This window comes from Soonwooa sp., assembly GCF_030151385.1.
GTDB lineage: Bacteria > Bacteroidota > Bacteroidia > Flavobacteriales > Weeksellaceae > Soonwooa.
In genome coordinates, this window is the sequence record NZ_JASLDS010000053.1 from 1 (window position 1) to 18,700 (window position 18,700).

Sequence of the window (18,700 nt, forward strand, 5' to 3'; positions counted from 1 at the left end):
TATCTTCTCCCTCCGCTCGGTTGGCTCCGCTGCGCTCCGCCGCCTCACTCCGGTCAAAGGATGCCGCTGCCATCCCTATTGCGAAATATTAGTTTCTTTTATCAATCCCCCAAAGCAGTTTTTGACGAATGGTTTCGTAGAAGCTAAAATTATTCGGAATAATAAGATTTAGACAAAAATCCCCCTTTTCAAGATAGATTTCGTTACCGATGTCCATATAATACAATCGCGAATCCAATGACAAAGTAAACTGCGTTGATCGGCTTTCGACATTTAATGTGATTCTCGCATCATCATTAACAATCAAAGGACGAACGTTAAGATTGTGTGGCGCAATCGGCGTGATAACAAAATTATCATTGGTCGGCGAAATAATCGGACCACCACAACTCAAAGAATAAGCTGTAGAACCTGTCGGCGTCGAGATAATCAAACCATCGCCCCAAAAGACATTAAGGAAATCATTGTTAATATAAGAGTCAATCGTGATCATGGATGTTGTTTCTTGTCGCGACAAGGTCACATCATTCAACGCGTACGGAAAATCAATAGAATTAGGTTTCGAGGTCGTTACTTTTATAGTACTTCGCTTGCTGATTGTATAATCTCCTTTTAAGATAACATCAATTTCTTTAAAGATTTCCTCTTTTTTAAAATTCGCCAAAAAACCCAATCTTCCCATATTAATCCCTACAATCGGAATTTCCAACTCTTGGATAAAAGACATCGCGCTAAGGATTGTCCCATCGCCTCCAAAACTGAAAACATAGTCCACGCCTTTAGCTTTCAGATCTTCTTTAGTTCGAAATGTGTCGTAACTACTAGAGAATTTCATGTTTTTCGCCATGTCTGCATGCAACACAATTGGGATGTGTCTCAATTCCAACTCCGAGATAAACTTGTTGAGATACAAGAAGCTATCAAAATCTTTCTTCTGAGAATATATTGCTGCAACCATAGCCTAAAACTCCAAGTATTTTTGGAAAAACCCAAAACGATCTTTTAGCAGATCTTCCTTTTGGTCGTTATAAAATTTATTAATCACTGTATAACCAAAACGCTCAAAAGTCTCATCGATAGAGCTAAGATTGTCTTGACTAATTTTTAAAGTTAATTCGATGTGATCTTCTTTAACAGCTGTTATAAAACAACCATAAAGTTTAGAATTGTTACTTTCGATAATCTTTGCAACTTCCACCATCGAATAATGTAGACTATTGGTCTGCACCGTCAATATGGCGCCAGCTTCCGAAAAGATTGGATATTTCGAAAACTCGCTAAAGATATCATCACAGCAAATATAGCCGAGAAATTTTTCGTCGTTATTAATAACTGGGACAACATTGGTATTAAAAGTATGAAACAACTTTATAGAATCCCAAATGTTACTATCTTCCGAAATCGCAAATTTCTCAAAGTGCATCGCAAGACTTCCCAAATGTCCTTCCGGACTATCTTCCAAAAAAGATTGACTTAATGCACCAAGGTAGACGCCTTTCTTTTTTATAAAAACATGTGAGTAGCCAAATTCCTTCGCCAACTCCGACGCTTCTTCAATAGAATCCGAAACACTGAAAGCTGGAAAATCTTTGGACAAATAGTCTTTTATATACATATTGCTAAGTTAAAAAAAGCATTCGAATTCTTAGAGTCTGTTTTAATATTTTGACAAAATTTTTATCGTTGTCCATAATCGTTCCTCCGTCATTTTTATTAAACAAAGCTTGTCATTCCGACGGAGGAGGAATCTCTAATAATCAAAACATTCAAGATTCTTCGCTTCGCTCTGAATGACATTGTTTTACAAATTTAGGTGATCAGGTGGACGTTCAAAAATTATTTGCATCAAACCCTGTCTCAATTTTACCAGCAAAACCCAAATTTTCACTAATTTATTATTCTCCGAATAATATTTTTGTTAAAACATTTGGTTTTTAAAAAACAAAAAGCTTACCTTTGTCGCCTTTCATTTTTACTTTTTATTAGATTTATTTCGAACTGCACTGGCAATTGCTAATGCAGTTTTTTGTTTTTATAGACCTAGCGCTTTCGCAAACTCCCACATAACGATGCCTCCGCACACGCTTACATTAAGAGAATGCTTCGTCCCAAGCTGTGGAATCTCCAGCAAAACATCACAATCCGAAACAATCTCATCACTAATACCATCTACTTCGTTTCCGAGAACTAAGGCATATTTTTTATCCTTATTTATTTCGAAATCCGTTAAAAGCACACTGTCAGTTGTCTGTTCGATACCACAAACGATAAAATCGTCTTCTTGTAATTTCTTGATCGTTGACTTTACATCTTCCTCGTATTCCCACGTTACACTTTCGGTGGCGCCTAGAGCAGCCTTGTGAATTTCGCGATGCGGCGGTTGCGGCGTAATCCCACACAAGATAATTTTTTCAATCAAAAAAGCATCTGCTGTACGAAAAGCTGCGCCAACATTGTGCATACTTCTCACATTATCCAACACGACTATCAAAGGAATTTTCTCCGTTTCCTTAAAGGTTTCGATATCGATTCTTCCTAATTCTTCAAGTTTTAATTTTCTAGCCACAATATTATTTTTAAACTTTATGAATCTGCATTTCTTGAAACGACAAATCCAAAACGCAAAGATAAAAAACTAGATTTTGACAGTCACCAGAAACAATATTTCTTTTTAATCTAAATGAAACTTTCCAAGCCTAAACGAATTTCGTATTTTTGAAATCCAATTTTTGATTATGGCAAAGGCAAAGAAAGAAACTCCGTTGATGGGTCAATATAATACGATAAAAGCTAAATATCCAGACGCTTTGTTGTTATTCCGTGTTGGCGACTTCTACGAAACTTTTGGCCAAGACGCCATCAAAACCTCCCAGATTTTAGGAATTGTTTTAACCAAACGTGCTAACGGCGATGGTCACATCGAGTTGGCAGGCTTTCCGCACCACTCTGTAGATTCTTATCTTCCAAAGTTGGTAAGAGCTGGGATGCGCGTTGCAATTTGCGACCAATTGGAAGATCCGAAAATGGTGAAAGGTATTGTGAAACGTGGTGTTACAGAATTGGTGACGCCGGGAGTTACTTTTAACGACCAAGTTTTAACATCGAAGAAAAATAACTTCCTACTTTCACTTCACAAGGAAAAAGAAAAATTCGGAATGGCTTTGGTCGATGTTTCGACTGGAGAATTTTTAGTTAGCGAGGGACCATTAGAAAAACTTTTGCACATTGTTCATACCTTTGATCCGAGCGAAATTATTTATCAAAGAACAACTGAACTTCCTAGTCAGTTAAAAAATAAAAATTCCTTTAAACTAGAAGATTGGGCATATCAATATAATTATGCTTACGAAAAACTTAACTCACATTTTAAAACAAAATCGCTTAAAGGCTTCGGGATTGAAGAGCAAAAGTTAGGTGTGACAGCCGCAGGTGCCATTTTCGCCTATTTGGTGGAAGACACACATCACGCGCTTTTGCAACACATCACCAAAATCCAAAATATTCCGCAAGACGATTATTTGATGATGGATAATTTCACTTTAAGAAATTTAGAAATCGTTTATTCATCGAATTATCAAGGTAAATCTTTACTCGATATCATTGACAAAACCAGCACGCCAATGGGCGGACGTTTACTGAGAAGACGTTTGATTTTACCATTAAAAAATATCAGCGACATCAACAGAAGACTAAGCCTGATTGAATTTTTAAATAAAGAAGATCATTTAAAATACGAAATTGAAGAACTTCTAAAAGGCATTTCCGATTTGGATAGATTGGTTGGTAAACTAGCTGCGGAGAAGATTTCACCGAAAGAATTAGGTTATCTTCGCCAATCGATTATTAATATCCAAGAGATAAAAGCTAAACTTCACAATTTCCCAGATGTATTGGCGTGGATTGATCCTTTCAATAATATGGAAGACCTCATTCGATATTTGCAAACACATCTTAACGAAGATTTGCCTGTTAACATCAATAAAGGAAATGTTATTAAATCAGGGATTTCTGAAGAGTTAGACCACTTGCGCGGTTTGCAAAATAAAGGTCGTGGCTTTTTGGACGATATGTGCGCCCGAGAAATTGAACGCACAGGAATCTCGAGTTTAAAAATAGATTTTAATAATGTTTTCGGTTATTATATTGAAGTCCGAAATACGCATAAAGACAAAGTTCCTGAGGATTGGATTAGAAAACAAACCTTGGTAAATGCCGAGCGATACATCACCGAAGAACTTAAAGAATACGAAAGTCAAATTCTCGGTGCCGAAGAAAAAATCTCGCAACTGGAACTTCAACTCTACCGAAATTCTTGCGAAGAAGTTTTGATCTACATCGACCAAATCCAAGAAAACTCGCGTCTTGTTGGCGAATTAGATTGTGCAGTTGGATTGTCAAATCTTGCCATTGAAGACAATTATACAAAGCCTATTCTTAATGATAGTTTTGCAATTGACATCAAAGAGGGACGCCATCCAATTATCGAAAAATCGCTTCCACTCGGTGAAAAATACATTCCGAATGATATTTTTTTAGATAAAGATTCGCAGCAGATTATTATGGTAACAGGTCCCAACATGGCGGGTAAATCGGCGATTCTGAGACAAACTGCCATTATCGCCTTGTTAGCACAGATTGGAAGTTTTGTTCCCGCTAAACACGCAGAAATTGGGACTTTGGACAAGATATTTACCAGAGTTGGCGCCACCGACAATATTTCGGCGGGCGAGTCAACCTTTATGGTGGAAATGAATGAAGCCGCAAATATCCTAAATAACATTTCGGAGCGAAGCCTCATTTTGCTAGACGAAATCGGTCGCGGAACTTCAACTTATGATGGCGTTTCCATCGCTTGGGCAATCGCAGAATATCTGCATCAACACGCGTCACAAGCCAAAACCTTGTTTGCAACGCACTACCACGAACTCAACGAAATGACATTGAATTTTGAGCGTATCAAAAACTTCCATGTGTCAATTCAAGAGAATAAAGGCAACATTATCTTCCTTAGAAAATTAGTGTCTGGTGGTAGCGAACATAGCTTTGGTATTCACGTGGCGAAATTGGCAGGTATGCCTTCAAAAGTGGTTAATAGAGCTGGCGAAATTCTAAAAACTTTAGAGTCTAACAGAACTTCATCTGAGAATTCTGGCGAAAAAATAAAACGTGTCACCGAAGAAAATCTGCAATTGTCATTCTTCCAATTGGATGATCCCGTTTTAGAAAATATTCGTGAAGAGCTAACGAAAATCGACATCAATACATTAACGCCAATTGAAGCTTTGATGAAGTTAAACTCCATCAAAAAAATGATTGGTGGTTAGTTTTAAAATTGAGAAATCAACTGCTGAACTACTTTTCCGTCAACTATTTTCCAAACACTTTCGTAAGAGCCTGCGCCATCGCTGTTTTGCGAATAGAAAAAGTATGTATGATTGTCTAGTTTCGAAACACCGATATATTTGGGATTTAAAGTAAACTGAAACATATTTTTGATAGCTTCTTTGGGAAACGGAATTTTGACCTTGTTATACGTTACAATCACTTTGTCCAACTCATTCATGTCAGGAAGAATATTGCCGTCGATTCCCCAAGGTCTTGCGTCATCAATTTTCGCAACATAACGATATTCATTTTTCGTTATTTTATGTTTTTTAACATCAAAATCTTTTGTGCTTACTTCTAAACTAAAATTTTCGTCGAAGAATATATAGCCATTTTTAATTTCCTTAACCGATAGATTTTTTAGTTGGTCCAAGAACTTGACTTTACTTCTGTGGATATAACCTTCCTTAACTTTGTTGTAAAAACGTTCGAAAGCTTTCTTTTGTTCTTTCGGATCGGGATAAGAAATCTGATACCAATCGGGATCTACATTTACATTTATAACATAAAACATTTGTCCTTCAACAAGTTTATCAATTACTTTTCCATTTTCAGAATTACGAACATTGGTATAATGATCGGGATCGTTGATAACTGCGGTGAATGATTTGGTTTGAGCAAAAATATTAGTGTTACAAAGTAGTAGTACGACAAGATTCAATAGGATATTTTTCATCGTTTAAAAATTTATTGTGTTTTTAAATTTCGAATATTTTCTTCCTAAAATTACGAAGAAAATAAGAATCTCTATCGCGAATAAAACTTTAATTATTAAATCTATAAAACCATCAATCGTTCGCCATTCACTAACTTCCAAAACAAGATTCCATGTTGGTTCGCCATCAATTTGACGCAGATCGACCACTTTTGCTTTGATGAAAGAATCATCAAACATCGCAGAAGAATCATCGGTTTTGGGAAATTTGGATAGGGATTTTTCGGTTACATAAACTTCAGAATAGTTAATATTTTTTGCTTTAAAATTTTCAGGCGTAATTGATTTTAAGTAAAAGATTCCGCTTTCAACTTTCAAATCTGGACAAGTACAAGCCATTCCTTTTACCTTGATTTCGCCCCATTTAAAAATGGTCAAATAATCCGAAAATACAATTAGTTGCAACAAAACAAGCAACAAACTAATGCATAGAAATTTTATATTTTGGTAGATAAAAGCCATTGTATTAAAACTCTTGAATTTCTGAATTGATAGGATCTCCACATTGATTTATCACCCAAGCATCTGTGCTAAATTGTGTATCTACAAAATTTCCTTGCTCGTCTAACCGAATAAAAAGTCGGACATTTTTAATACTGTTAATACTAAATCCAGTATCCGTTCTATAAACATGAAATAGGCTTCCAAAAGGCGCGAAATATGAGTATTGGTAATGTGTTTTGGCGAAGATTGGGCTTAAAGTATTTGGCGCCAGATTTTTGCCTTTTCCTTTTTGTCTCTGATTAAAATCCACGACCCAATTTTCAAACTTTTTTTGCAAAGTGTCTTCATCTTGTTTGCTAAATTCTTTGGGACCTGTTTTTATAAGACGCTCTAAATTGCCTTTGCAAAATTCAGCCTTATATTCGCCGCTTTTGATGTATGACGAAACATCGCTTGTACGTCCGCCCACGTCTGCGATTTCGTATTTTTTTTCACAAGAACTTAAACAGAAAATCAAAAAAAAGAGACCGATTTTTTGAGCCATATTTTTCATAAATTCCTAATAATTATATTCGACGTTTGGCTTGGCTCCATTTTTCAAATTCCCTTTCATTATTGCTGACAATTTATTAGAAACCAGCGTTACAGTAACATTTGGTTTCTTTAACTGCGTCGAGTATTCTTTTAACAAAAATGCGGCATCAGAATTTTTCTTCAACTTTTCAGCATCAAGTGCTGGAATTTCGTCCGCATCCAAATCGTCTTCGGTTAGCACCATCTTGACAATATTATTGGCATCTTTCCAAGTGAAAGCCAAAAATGACGAATAGTCCGTTGGTACAATTTCAGGCTTTCCAAATTGAGAATTTAATTTATTAAAAACATCCGCTATTTGTTTGCTCGTCAAATGACTGTCTGAAAAAACAATCGCTTCAGGCTTCTCTGTTTCAGCGTCTGAAATATATTTTAAATTATTAAATTCAGCGCCAGCAAACTTGACAGCCGCGAAATTTAATTTGTTGGAATTTTTAATAGAAACTTCTCGGTATTTAAAAATAGGAAAAGCATCCACACTTACTTCATTTTTCATCGACGCAGACTGCAATCCTGCAATTCTGCTTGCCAGCAATTCTGCTGTTTGATGGTAATTAAGCGCATCAATATTTACAGACTTATCAAAATAACTTGGCCATTTTGTTTGCAGATCCAGTTTTGAAATCTCTAAGCTTTTCAGGCTTTCGATAAGCTTTTTTTGAGAAGCTTGTAATTCTGCAACCTCTTTAGAATAAGAAGCTTTATCCATAGTTTGAAAGGACAATATGTAGCGATCCTTTTTTTCTCTTCCATTAAAATAGAATTTTATATTCAGAAGCTTATCTTTTACATCGATATCATAAATGCTATCCAACAAAACGCCATTTTCTAGCTTCACATTTGAAAGCGATTTGAGGTCCGAAATTTTAATCTTTTTACTTTCAGGAAAGTCCAATTGAAGTGCATCGCCATTTTTGGAAAGATGAATATTAGTCGCTAAAACTTCATTAGTAAAAGCATTGCTAAATGCAGAAATTTCAGAATTATCAACTTTAGAAATGCTTTTTGAACGCCAGAACGTTTCAGCTTCTTGACCTTGACAACATTGAAGCGTAAAAAACATTATGGCATAGACCAATATCTTTTTTATCATTTTTTGTTTTTTATTTGTAGTACAAATCATCACTAAAGTATTTTAGCTCTTTTTTATTGATGAACAATTTTCCACGATAGTTAAAATACCACATTGTATCTATTTTGGGTTTTACTTCCTCGATATCTCCATTCTTTCTACCCGTCTTCTCCAAAGAGTGTTCTAAGTTTGGTTTTGCGTCAATCACCAGCTGAAAGAACAAATCATTAGCTCTGCTTTTAGTTTTTGTATAAGATAAAATTTGAGAGCTATTATTACCTAAGTTATCCTTGACAATGAAGTTTTCTGATAATTGCAAAGTATCCGAAAATTGGGTTCTCTTAACCTTCCATCCATTAAAAAGACTTGTATTTAAAACTATTAAACTGTCTGATAATTTATCAACGCTGAAAACATCATACACATTTAACAATTGAACATGAGGCTCTTTAAAAACACTTTGCGTGAAATCCCAAGTGTGTTTCTTGGGTGTTTTTTTATTTTCTTTTGATGTCTTAGCACAAGAAGCGACGACCAAAAAAATTAAAAGTAAGAATAAATGTTGGTTTTTCATATTTTTTGGTTTTTCTATATCTCAGTTTTGTTTCACTTCTATTTCGGTGTATCGAAAAACAGGCGCTTTTTTCAATGTCGTTGTCATTTCTTCGTCTGCTTCCAAACTCTTGGGATAATCTGGTTTTGTATAAAATTGTCCTTTAACAATGATGAGTTGAGAACTTGGGTCAAAATATTTTGGAACAGCTAAAGAGTCGTTGGCAGGTTCGATAAAAAACATTTTCTCTTGTCCAGACGATTGCTCCTTAGATTTTGAAAGCGCTTCATAATCATTTTTCCTTATCCAATCGGCGCAAGCACAACCAAAAGGGACATTTTTCAATTCCAAAACTTCTATTTTTGAGGACAAAGTATTGCTTGCATCAGACAAGTTTTTGTGTTGTTTTTTTTCGCTTAGAATGTCTTTTTTAATCACTTCCTTTTTATGACAATTAAAAAGAAGACCAATCGAAAAAAGCGCTAAACAGAGCGTCAGGAAATTTTTCATTGCATCATCATTTCTTCAAATATACAATTAGATTGTTTTCATCTCAATATTTTCCAGTATATTTACTAAAACACAAAAACATTTTTCTTAAATTTTAAACTTTAAGAGAACGAAACACCTTTATTTTTAAAATAAAAACCGTTTCATCAACACACAAATATGAAAAAGATAAGTATTTTACTGTTTTCGTATTGCTTTTGTATATTTGGTTTTGGGCAAATAAAAAAGGAAGTCGAAATCTTACCAACGCAAAGCCTTGTGATGAAAGAGCGCGACGTGTTAATTGAAGCTTTGCATCGTTACGACGACAAAAAAGTTAAACAAAGCAAAAGCCTTATGTTTTCTAATACAGCGACGGGCACTAATCCTTGTTATTGGGTTAATTTTGCAATCGAGAATTATTATTTCAAACAATATTTGGGACTTGTCAAAAACGCTTCTTGTCAAAATGATTTGGAGCAACTTAATACTGCAAGTCAAGAGTTTAACATTGAAATCATCAATCATTTATTAGAAAAAGGCGTCGACCCAAATCTTGGCGTAGCTGGAATGCTACCATTAAATCTTGCCGTCATGCCGAGAATTGAGGGAACACCAGCCGATGATAAAGAATTTATTCTCCTAAAAGCAAAATTAAAATCTAAAAAGTATCTTCTCGAAGTCATCAAAATCTTTCTAAAACATAAAGCAGATCCGCATCGCAAGGATAGATTCGGAAGTTCGGCTTTGGATTATGCGAGGTTAATTGAAGACCAAGATATTGTCAATCTCTTAGAAAAGAAAAGCTAAGTCAGCCAAAAATCACTTCTTTGTAATAAGCCACAAATTCTCGAAAAAGTGAATATAAATCACGCAATTCGAAGTAATCAGGACTTACGCTTTCAATATTTTTAAAACCATCTTTTTTGAATAAAGCTTTTGTCCTCGTTTGATGGAAATATTGCGAAACACTGATTGCGCTTTTGTAGCCCAAACTATCCACTATTCGAATGCTATTTTTTACGGTTTTTTCGGTGTCGTCGCCATAATTGTCAACAAGAATTTTTTCTGATGGAATGTTTTGTGCAACCAAATATTTTTTCATTTCGTTGGCTTCCCAAAATCCTTCTTTCCCAAGCCCGCCACTCACCAAAATTTCGTTGACTCTTTTATCTTGATAAAGTTCCACCGATTTGTCCAATCGTGCTTTGAGACGAGGCGACGGCATACCATCTTCGTTGATTTTGTTTCCCAAAACGATTGCAACCTCAGCATTTTGCTTTTTGTCGTGTAGACCGTCATAAGTAATGTACAAACAATGCAGAACAAACCAAGCGAGAAGCAGACCGAGAACGATTTTTAAAACTTTTTTCATTCGTAGGTTTTCCAGTTTTGTTGAAAATGATTCCCCGAATCTTGTTCGAGATTTTCTATCAAATCATCGATTTTAATAATTCCATTATCACTCGAAATTAAAACATAATTTTGTGGATGTTGCAAAATATCTTTAAAATCATGTTTTCCCAAACTGCCGAATTTTAACCTAAGCCAAGTATCTTTTTTGACATTCCAAAATTGGGCAAGATCATAGTCTTTGTGCGCATAAGCATATCGGTAAACAACCGCCCAATCGTCGTTTAACATTTTAAATTCTGTTTTCTTGTCCATTCTTTCGAGCTGACAAGATTTCAAAACTTTGCGATTTTTAAGATCAACCTCAACCAAAGTATTTGCACACAAATAAACCAATTTTAGATTTTCAAAAGAAATCGCACCTTGATGAATCGGATCACCAATTGCCATTAGATTTTTAAGAACAAACTTTTTAATTGTTTTTTTGAAAAGCCAAGATCCTGTCGTCGTTTCTTCCTCGTTTAGAAAAAGCACTTGTCCGTTAATACTCAAAACATCCTTAAAAGCATGAATCGAAACTTTGCAAGGATAAAAATTAGAATCTGCTGGCTTTTGATCTTCCCAAATTTTAGTGCAATTTCTTCCACCTTTAGCAGCATTTTCGATGAGCCAAGCTTTGTTTCTATGCGCCAAGATAACATGTTCGTCAATCCAAAAAACCTTTGCCAAAGTTGGAATTTCTTCTTCACAAACAACAGATTCCCAGTTTTCAATCTTGTAAGGATTACTGCTAATTTTCACCGAAGAAGAACGGATTCTATTATTATTTTCGTCCAGTTTTACATTGCTAAAAACGGCGCAAAATAAGTTATTGGTTTTTGAATATTCAAAATAATTAATTCCTGATGGTTGGTATTCCAACTTAAGCGAATGCTCATGTGGAGGCCAACTTTCAAGATTTACAAAACTATAATCGTGACCAATATAGATTCCGTCTCCATTGGAATCTTGTCCCAAACTTATCCAATCTTTTTCGAAAACACTCATCGGAAAAGCAAAATCGGCTCTTCCTTTCATTGGCAAATATTCGAACTTAAGTTCTGATGCCGCTTTAAGCACAGAAGCCGACTGTCCAATCTCCTTTCTGTCTTGTTTTAGCAATATAAAAGGAATATTCTTTTCTGTTGCCAAAGTTTCAAAATTGGCAGCGTCATTTTTTGGTGTTAAATAAAGACAGTAACGATCGCTATCTTCTTCAATTTCGTAAAGTAGAAAGTCCAAAGCGCTCAACTCTTGTCCCAAAGCAGGCATGTAGACATCAGCACTTTCAAAATGATAATTATCGACTAAGGACTTTATATTTTGATTTTCAAAAAGTGCTCGGTATTGTGGAAGTTTATTTTTAAGATTATAAATCGTATCATCAATCGACATTTTCCAATCGATTCCGATACAATTTTCGTGGATAAATCGATCTGTTTCGTTGGCTTGCTTTAATTCTAAACTTTCAAAATCATCAGGTTTTTCAAGCTTTAAAACATCAATGTTTTCGATAATATTTTCAGCTTTGAGTTGTTGATAAAGCTCTGAATTCGCAAAAACAATGATTAGCGTTTGATCGTCAGTCTTAATGGGATAAAACTGCGAATCAATATTCTGAGTTTTTAAAATGGCATTAATCTGAACGATAAAATCAATATCAAACCATTCTTCGCCCAAAAGTCGAATTTTCTGAGCTTTAGAAAAGCAGTCAAAAACGACATCTACAACATAATAAGCATCATCATCAGTCCAAGCTTCCTGCAAGATTTCTGCATCTTGAGGCTCGAAAGTGGATTTGCTGATGGTCGCCAAATCTTCCAACAACAGAAGATAATTTTCACTGACTTCAAAATCCTCGCAATCGATCCAAGCATAATTGACGCCGACTTCCTGAAGTCCATATTTTTGAAGAATTTCTAGACTATTCATAAACCTGAATTTAGTTTAAAATAATATCTATCTCAAATCTTCGTGCAGAATTTTTGCATTCTCAGGATTGATGATAACCACAAGAAACTCTTGATTGCTATCCTCGATTTTCTGTTGTTTCGCTTTATCAAGTCCACCTAATCGACCATCATTGGGGGCGCTTCCATGACAAATATTTCCGATAACAAGAACGCATTGTATGTTTCCGCTGGTAAATGAAAGTTTCCATTTTTATCAGTTTTGGTTTCCCCAACAATGCAATTTTCAATCGGTTTTCCGTTGTAATCCAGAACTCTTCCTGTTATATCAGGACGCCTAAGTCTCTGGATGCAAGAACTCGACATTAAAATCAGTAGGAATAAACCTAAATAAATATTTGTATGTTTTAGTTTCATATTCTATTGTTGTGGAGAAATCATAAAATCAACATTGTAGACAAGCTTATCGAGTAATGGCAAAACATCAGTTGTGTAGATTTTGCCGTCGTCGGTTGTTAGTTCTACTTTCCAATCTTTTACTAAGTCATTTTTTTGAACGAAATATTTTTGTAATCGATATATTTCACGGCTTGTATCATTTGAAAGTTTTGTCGGATTATACATTCCTGAAAAAATAGCTTTTTTACTTTCGAAATTATTGGAAAACTGAACCTGAAAATAGGCTTGCTCGACATCATTAGCTTGAAAATCTTCGTTGATTACAAAAGTATCTAGGTAGTCTAAAAGTTTTTGGGTGTTTACAACTATTGACGTAGAAGTAATATCGTAAAGATAATCGCGTAGTGGAATTCTTCTACACGTAGCGCCACAGCTTCCAAGATGTACCTTTGTTTTGGTAAACCATCTCTTCCTTTTAATTAGGATATCGTTTTTAAGACGATAATATTTTTTATTAGGAAAGGTTTTGATAATGTTTTGAGTATTCTCATCTTTTGTGGAAATTTCCCAAAGCATTTTATAACCTTTATTTTTTACGGGATAATAGGTGTAATCTACAGTTTTTTCGAGCTTTTCATTGTTTTGGTTATAGTAAAGTTCTTGCATTATCCCACCATTTTCATAAGCCTTTTTTAAATATAATTTATCCTTTAATTTATAATAAATGAGTACTGAGTCACCTTTGGATATACGTCTTTGCAGGGAATCACCTACTTTGGTTTCTAGCAAATGATAGCTTTTTCCACTCGTGTATGTGTAAGTCGAATCGTAGGTTGAATTATTTGGCGTCTCTTGTTTAAAACTCACATTTGTTTTATTAAAATACAATCTTGTAAAATTCTGATAGTTTCGTTCTTCATCATATCCCCAAAGACTGTCTTTAGGATTTAGTACTCGTTTTTGAGACGAAATAAGTTGTTTCTTATTCGTTTTTTTATTGGTTTTAAAATGCTCAAACCATTCGATTTCTGGATTCTTAGGATAAGGAAAACGCAGTGTTCTCTCCACTATTATCGAATCTTGAGATTCGGTTTTTATTCGATATTCAGTAATTTTTGAATCTCTAAACCCAAAATTGTACGAACCGACATCGGTTTTAATTTCTTTTATTCTGTTCTGGTCATCAAACCAATAATTGACATCTGTTTCGGTGCTATGAATTAAAAGATTTTTTGATTGCTTGTCGTAAGAGATATTTTTTACGAATTCTGTATTATTCGTAAGTTTTAGATTTTTGATATGGTACTTTTGGTAAGCTTCGATATTGCCTGATAAAATGGCAACCCAATCTGCGTCTTGCAATTTCTTTTGCGCAAAACTTTGATTAACAATGAGAAAGCTAAAAAGTATTAAAAATCTTTTCATTAATATTTTTTAAATCTTACTTATCAAAACTATTAATTTTATCGACAATTTTGCGCCAAAGTCCACTGCTTTCTCCGTTGGTTATTGTTAACGTTTTCTTGTCAGTTTCGATAATCAGAGAAGTATCGGTTCCGTCAACTGGTTGGCGACTTTCCCCGTTTTTAATTATGTTAAGTTCATCAAGCTGAGCATCACTTACTAAATCCTGAAGCTTGTATTGTGTGTTAAGTTTTTTCGACGACGAATTCTCAGTAGAATCCACAGCTATGCTCGTGTCACTAAAAATCGAATCTTTAGTAATTTTCACGCTTCGAGAATATCCCCGATCGCCACCATAAGTGCTTACCGAAATCGATTTGATGTTGGTTTTTTGCGCAGTTGGTGTACAGCTTAACAAACCAATTAACAGCAATAAAAAAGAAGTTATTTTCATAATCGACATTTAGTATTTATTTTATTTTTTGGTATTTATCACTGCAACCCTCGTCGCAAATTATTTGATAATCAGCAGTTACTGGCGAAAGGTTCATCTCTTTTTTACCATTGAAAAATACACGAAAGTAATTCACTTTTTTATCAAGCGAGATTTCCAATTTTTCGCCATTCAGTTTATAAAAACCTGAATGGCCTTTGTTATCCGTAATTTTATTTGAGGGAAAAAATTCTAGAATGTTGCCGTTTTTTACTTTGTTCGTAAACATTTTTGCGCCATTACTTCCTGATGTAGAAACATGTTGCCATTTTCCAACAATCGTAACATCATCCTTTATCTGAGCATTAATAAACAAAATACCAAGAAAAGCGAAAAGCATTAAAAATGATTTCGAGTTCATAAATTGTGTTTTTGTGTTTAATAAAGTTAAGAATTTTCTTGAATCCTAATATTAATATCAAGAGCATCAATATTTTCTTTTAAGAAATCGACGGATCTCGGATATGCATCATAATAGGTTATGCTATCAACATTTTTGTTGCCATGGTAAATAGACACGATACATTTTGATTGACCACCTCCTCCTATCCTAGAGTGATAGATTTTAATCACAGAAATACTTTGCGCTGGGATAATTATTTTTTTGAAATTCTTGACCAAGATTAAACCTTTTTGAGAAATCAAATAAAGCGGAATATGTGCAAATAGACGATAAGAAAAGTTAGTAAACTGCTGATACAAAAGCAAGTAATCGTCGTCCAGATCTTCCAATTCTTTTATAAAAAGGTTAAAACGATTATAAATCAACAATGAAACGCTGCCCAAAGGCACAATCAAAATAAACTCCAAATAAAAAATTGTCGGCGAGACATAGGAAATAAAGCTTTCTGAAACATTTTTATCACGGTATGCGTCATAAAACAAATAAAGAAAAAATCCAATGATGCTAGCATTAACAAAGGCCAAAAATAAAATTGAGATTAACCTAAGTTTTTTGAGATTTTTAATTTCTTTTGTTCTAAATTCTTCTGAAGTAATGTATGTTTTCATTATTTTATTTAAGATCATCATTAATTATTTGTCCAGTGTCACATTCGCCATATCCCAAGTCGTACAAAGTACTATAAGTCCAATATTTGTTTGGTATGTGACTATCCCTGCAAAGCCGAACTTTAAAGTTTATAAGCCTGAATAAACTGTTCTGTACTCATAATATATCTTGGTTTTTTAGGTCTTAATTTTTCGCGTTGTGATTCAAATTTTAGCTAATCATCAAATCACTATTCGACTCGATGGCGTCATTTAGAGCTTTATTAAAAACGTCAAAAAGATTTTGTCCATCGCTTGTCCAAAAGTAATTGGAAAGATCTGTGATATGACTGGCAATATTATCGCCCCAAGGTGGACGTTTCGTTAAATCTTCAATGTCCCAAATCACCGTTGAAGGCGCAAAATTTTTAAATTCCTCCTGAATCGTTTTCAATTCATTTTTTGCATTTTCTAGTTGTTCAGGATTCAACTTTTTGTAATACAAATCATGCATAATTGTCGGAAAACGACTTCCCCATTTTTGGTTTTCTAGATGATAAGCAATATTCGAAAAGAAACAATGCAGAAAACTTCCCGAACCAATTTCGTAGAAAGATGTATTTGTTCTAAGACCAGCCATAACAGTTGTGTTTAAGATTTTAAATAGTTTTTTATTTCGTCAAAATCATTCGAGGAACTAATTATCGAAATAATCAAAGGACGATGACCTTTTTTGTATAGCAAAGCCTGAGTTTTTGTGCCGTTAATATTGCTCCATGTATCGATATTTAGGACTTCATTATTTTCAATCGGAATTGACACATAACGACTTTTAAGATATTGTGTTTTAATTTTCAATTCTTGAAAACTTTCGTTAAGCTCGTTAGAATACCAATTCCAATCGTCCATTGCTATGAAATATTCTTCTGCTTCTTTAGAGTTTTGGTCTTTAAAAGTTTTGTATTCTGGTTCGAAAATAACGAGTCTTGTATCCTTAACATCTTCCAAGTATTTTAGGTTTTTGGGCGCTTCTGTGTAAGAAATCAATTCGTGGTCGTAAGAAATACCTATTCCTTTAATAATCTTCCAACTGCGATCAATTTTCCCCGACTCGTCAAAAAACTCAGTTCTCGATTTATTCTCTAGAATGAAAGTATCAAAAGCTTTGTAAGAATAATAAGCTTTTGTATTAAGAAGTTCGGCAACATCCGAATCGCAGCGTGCACAACTTCTCATACTGCCATCTTTCAAATACAAAATACTGCCGCCATTTGCTTGAAAATAATAATCGACAAGCGACTTTTGGTCAACTTCCCCATTATTAGATTTTACAGAATCTTTTATTTGACCAGTATTTGATATTACTTCGTTTGTTTTTTTATCAGCTGAATTTTTCTTTTTGCAAGCTGTTATCGAGAACAGCATTAGAACAAAAATCCACTGGAGACCTTTATTTGTCATTTGTATGTTACTTCGTTTTAAAAAAGAAAAATACTGAATTTTTATTTCGTAAAGATTATTTTTAATCATAATTCTAAAATTTGTAATTTCCTTTTCTACAAAACACCAATATTTTTGATGATGAAAAAACTTTGGATTCTTTTCTTCTTGTATATAATTCCAATTTCGGTTTTTGGTCAAAAGAACTTAGAGTCATCACTGATTTCGAGTCTTTTGAATTACGAAAAGAATAAACAAAACCTTGATAATAGCGAGCAAGAGTTAACAAAGGCGCGAAAACTTTTCACCTCAGATTTTGAAAAAGCCATCACAAGTGGAGCAATAGAAAATTATAATAATTTCAAACAAAATGTTGATACCTTAAACTACGAATTTGCCACCTATATTTCTGAAAATAAAGACATTAAGCTTTATCGTCTAAGTGACTCATCCATGTATAATTGGAGCTATTTGGTAAAAAATAACAAGATCATTTTAAAAGAAAACGAATACCATCAATACTTCACGGAAGTCCACAATCTTTCGCCGGCGGAGTTTTTAATCATTAAGCAAATGGACGAATTCGTGTTTTCTTGCAATTATGCTTCTGTATATCAATTGACTTCTGGAAAATATATTTTGAAATCGGCTTTTAACAAAAAGAAAAAATTGAGCATTTGTAATTTTACACATGTCGAAACGCCTACCGACCACGAAGAAATTCCGACAAGAAAGATTCAATTTGATGCTTCCAAAAAGAAGATTTTCTTTGACGATCCCAACAATAAAAAAACCTCAGCAGTTTATAAAAATGGAAATTTCAATATTGCCGATTATGATGAAAGAACGCTTTTTGATTGATTATATTTAAATTTAAAAAATGAAAAAAACACTGTATATCTCAACAATACTTTTAGGCTTGCAATTATCTAATGCTCAATCAACTAAACCAACAATTGGTGAAAAAATCGAAGGTCATTTCAGCACTAAAAATAACACGGAAAATCTTTTTGTAAAACTAAGTAAAAAAGGACACGGCAATCCAGTTGAAGATGGCGTTCCAGACGAATATACTTTGCTATCCAATTCGAAAACTATTAAAGCTTTAAAAATAGGTTGTTGCGAAGTGATTTTAATAAATGAAGGCGACCTGAATGGCGATGGATTGGATGAAATCTCTGTTGTACAAGCACCAATGAATGGCTGTACTTACACTTTCAGTACTTTCACAAATGTTAATGGTGTTTGGAAGAAACTTTTCGAGCCATTTATGTTTTCAAATGAATGCGAGCCACTCAGCAATAAAGATTTGCTCAACAAAGTCTTTGTCGAAAAAGGAGTCATCTACAGCATGCAAACTGACCCAAATGATGAAAACATGAAACTGAAAAAAGTAGAAATGAAAGTTTTAAAGTAGAAC

22 protein-coding genes are annotated in these 18,700 nt (G+C 34.1%); 4 read left to right on the plus strand and 18 right to left on the minus strand.

Features of this window, described 5'->3' with window-relative positions; all coding sequences use genetic code 11:
* Nucleotides 1–88: 88 nt before the first annotated feature.
* The 3 genes from Q1V95_RS10005 to Q1V95_RS10015 all read right to left on the minus strand — a co-directional run bounded on the left by Q1V95_RS10005 (nucleotide 89) and on the right by Q1V95_RS10015 (nucleotide 2,566).
* Nucleotides 89–958: an NAD kinase gene (locus Q1V95_RS10005; protein ID WP_300673288.1), complete on the minus strand. Its 870-nt coding sequence runs from the start codon at nucleotides 956–958 to the stop codon at nucleotides 89–91.
* Between the two features lie 3 nt (nucleotides 959–961).
* The gene (locus Q1V95_RS10010; RefSeq protein ID WP_300673290.1) at nucleotides 962–1,615 is read right to left on the minus strand and encodes a CBS domain-containing protein; all 654 of its coding nucleotides are present in this window, start codon (nucleotides 1,613–1,615) and stop codon (nucleotides 962–964) included.
* Between the two features lie 417 nt (nucleotides 1,616–2,032).
* Complete coding sequence (locus Q1V95_RS10015) at nucleotides 2,033–2,566, minus strand: RNA methyltransferase (RefSeq protein WP_300673292.1); 534 nt, start codon at nucleotides 2,564–2,566, stop codon at nucleotides 2,033–2,035.
* 169 nt (nucleotides 2,567–2,735) lie between these two features.
* On the opposite strand from Q1V95_RS10015, the gene mutS reads away from it, so the two are divergent.
* Nucleotides 2,736–5,324 carry a DNA mismatch repair protein MutS gene (gene mutS / locus Q1V95_RS10020; RefSeq protein WP_300673294.1) on the plus strand — a complete coding sequence of 863 codons (2,589 nt, stop codon included), beginning with the start codon at nucleotides 2,736–2,738 and terminating at the stop codon, nucleotides 5,322–5,324.
* A 2-nt stretch (nucleotides 5,325–5,326) separates the two neighbouring features.
* On the opposite strand, the gene Q1V95_RS10025 is transcribed toward mutS, so the two are convergent.
* From Q1V95_RS10025 to Q1V95_RS10050, 6 genes are read right to left on the minus strand one after another with little or no spacing between them, the layout of a single operon-like run.
* Complete coding sequence (locus Q1V95_RS10025) at nucleotides 5,327–6,061, minus strand: hypothetical protein (protein WP_300673295.1); 735 nt, start codon at nucleotides 6,059–6,061, stop codon at nucleotides 5,327–5,329.
* A 3-nt stretch (nucleotides 6,062–6,064) separates the two neighbouring features.
* Nucleotides 6,065–6,562 (minus strand): hypothetical protein, encoded by a 498-nt coding sequence (locus Q1V95_RS10030; RefSeq protein ID WP_300673297.1) that lies wholly within the window; start codon nucleotides 6,560–6,562, stop codon nucleotides 6,065–6,067.
* 4 nt (nucleotides 6,563–6,566) lie between these two features.
* Nucleotides 6,567–7,088, minus strand: a complete 522-nt coding sequence (locus Q1V95_RS10035) for a hypothetical protein (protein WP_300673300.1) — start codon at nucleotides 7,086–7,088, stop codon at nucleotides 6,567–6,569.
* 15 nt (nucleotides 7,089–7,103) lie between these two features.
* Complete coding sequence (locus Q1V95_RS10040) at nucleotides 7,104–8,231, minus strand: hypothetical protein (RefSeq protein WP_300673302.1); 1,128 nt, start codon at nucleotides 8,229–8,231, stop codon at nucleotides 7,104–7,106.
* 10 nt (nucleotides 8,232–8,241) lie between these two features.
* Complete coding sequence (locus Q1V95_RS10045; RefSeq protein ID WP_300673304.1) at nucleotides 8,242–8,784, minus strand: hypothetical protein; 543 nt, start codon at nucleotides 8,782–8,784, stop codon at nucleotides 8,242–8,244.
* Between the two features lie 21 nt (nucleotides 8,785–8,805).
* Nucleotides 8,806–9,273 carry a hypothetical protein gene (locus Q1V95_RS10050; protein ID WP_300673307.1) on the minus strand — a complete coding sequence of 156 codons (468 nt, stop codon included), beginning with the start codon at nucleotides 9,271–9,273 and terminating at the stop codon, nucleotides 8,806–8,808.
* Nucleotides 9,274–9,432: 159 nt separating this feature from the next.
* On the opposite strand from Q1V95_RS10050, the gene Q1V95_RS10055 reads away from it, so the two are divergent.
* On the plus strand, nucleotides 9,433–10,062 hold the full coding sequence (locus Q1V95_RS10055; RefSeq protein ID WP_300673309.1) for a hypothetical protein: 630 nt from the start codon (nucleotides 9,433–9,435) through the stop codon (nucleotides 10,060–10,062).
* A 1-nt stretch (nucleotide 10,063) separates the two neighbouring features.
* On the opposite strand, the gene Q1V95_RS10060 is transcribed toward Q1V95_RS10055, so the two are convergent.
* From Q1V95_RS10060 to Q1V95_RS10100, 9 genes are all read right to left on the minus strand, one after another.
* Nucleotides 10,064–10,627 carry a YdcF family protein gene (locus Q1V95_RS10060; RefSeq protein WP_300673311.1) on the minus strand — a complete coding sequence of 188 codons (564 nt, stop codon included), beginning with the start codon at nucleotides 10,625–10,627 and terminating at the stop codon, nucleotides 10,064–10,066.
* Nucleotides 10,624–12,576, minus strand: a complete 1,953-nt coding sequence (locus Q1V95_RS10065; RefSeq protein WP_300673314.1) for a hypothetical protein — start codon at nucleotides 12,574–12,576, stop codon at nucleotides 10,624–10,626. Before Q1V95_RS10065 ends, Q1V95_RS10060 begins: the two co-directional genes overlap by 4 nt.
* Nucleotides 12,577–12,713: 137 nt before the next feature.
* Nucleotides 12,714–12,971, minus strand: a complete 258-nt coding sequence (locus Q1V95_RS10070; protein WP_300673316.1) for a carboxypeptidase-like regulatory domain-containing protein — start codon at nucleotides 12,969–12,971, stop codon at nucleotides 12,714–12,716.
* A gap of 3 nt (nucleotides 12,972–12,974) precedes the next feature.
* Entirely contained in the window at nucleotides 12,975–14,378 is a 1,404-nt protein-coding gene (locus tag Q1V95_RS10075) for a hypothetical protein (protein ID WP_300673319.1), read from the minus strand.
* Nucleotides 14,379–14,394: 16 nt separating this feature from the next.
* Nucleotides 14,395–14,811 (minus strand): hypothetical protein, encoded by a 417-nt coding sequence (locus Q1V95_RS10080; protein WP_300673320.1) that lies wholly within the window; start codon nucleotides 14,809–14,811, stop codon nucleotides 14,395–14,397.
* Between the two features lie 16 nt (nucleotides 14,812–14,827).
* A complete protein-coding gene (locus tag Q1V95_RS10085; protein WP_300673322.1) occupies nucleotides 14,828–15,211 on the minus strand; it encodes a hypothetical protein in 384 nt (127 codons plus the stop codon).
* 26 nt (nucleotides 15,212–15,237) lie between these two features.
* Nucleotides 15,238–15,861 carry a hypothetical protein gene (locus Q1V95_RS10090; protein ID WP_300673325.1) on the minus strand — a complete coding sequence of 208 codons (624 nt, stop codon included), beginning with the start codon at nucleotides 15,859–15,861 and terminating at the stop codon, nucleotides 15,238–15,240.
* Between the two features lie 211 nt (nucleotides 15,862–16,072).
* On the minus strand, nucleotides 16,073–16,480 hold the full coding sequence (locus Q1V95_RS10095) for an immunity 70 family protein (protein WP_300673327.1): 408 nt from the start codon (nucleotides 16,478–16,480) through the stop codon (nucleotides 16,073–16,075).
* Nucleotides 16,481–16,491: 11 nt separating this feature from the next.
* The gene (locus Q1V95_RS10100; RefSeq protein ID WP_300673329.1) at nucleotides 16,492–17,370 is read right to left on the minus strand and encodes a hypothetical protein; all 879 of its coding nucleotides are present in this window, start codon (nucleotides 17,368–17,370) and stop codon (nucleotides 16,492–16,494) included.
* A 48-nt stretch (nucleotides 17,371–17,418) separates the two neighbouring features.
* Here Q1V95_RS10100 and Q1V95_RS10105 point away from each other — a divergent pair, with 48 nt between their 5' ends.
* Both Q1V95_RS10105 and Q1V95_RS10110 read left to right on the plus strand, forming a co-directional pair.
* On the plus strand, nucleotides 17,419–18,141 hold the full coding sequence (locus tag Q1V95_RS10105) for a hypothetical protein (RefSeq protein WP_300673331.1): 723 nt from the start codon (nucleotides 17,419–17,421) through the stop codon (nucleotides 18,139–18,141).
* 19 nt (nucleotides 18,142–18,160) lie between these two features.
* Nucleotides 18,161–18,697, plus strand: a complete 537-nt coding sequence (locus Q1V95_RS10110; protein WP_300673333.1) for a hypothetical protein — start codon at nucleotides 18,161–18,163, stop codon at nucleotides 18,695–18,697.
* Nucleotides 18,698–18,700 lie beyond the last annotated feature (3 nt).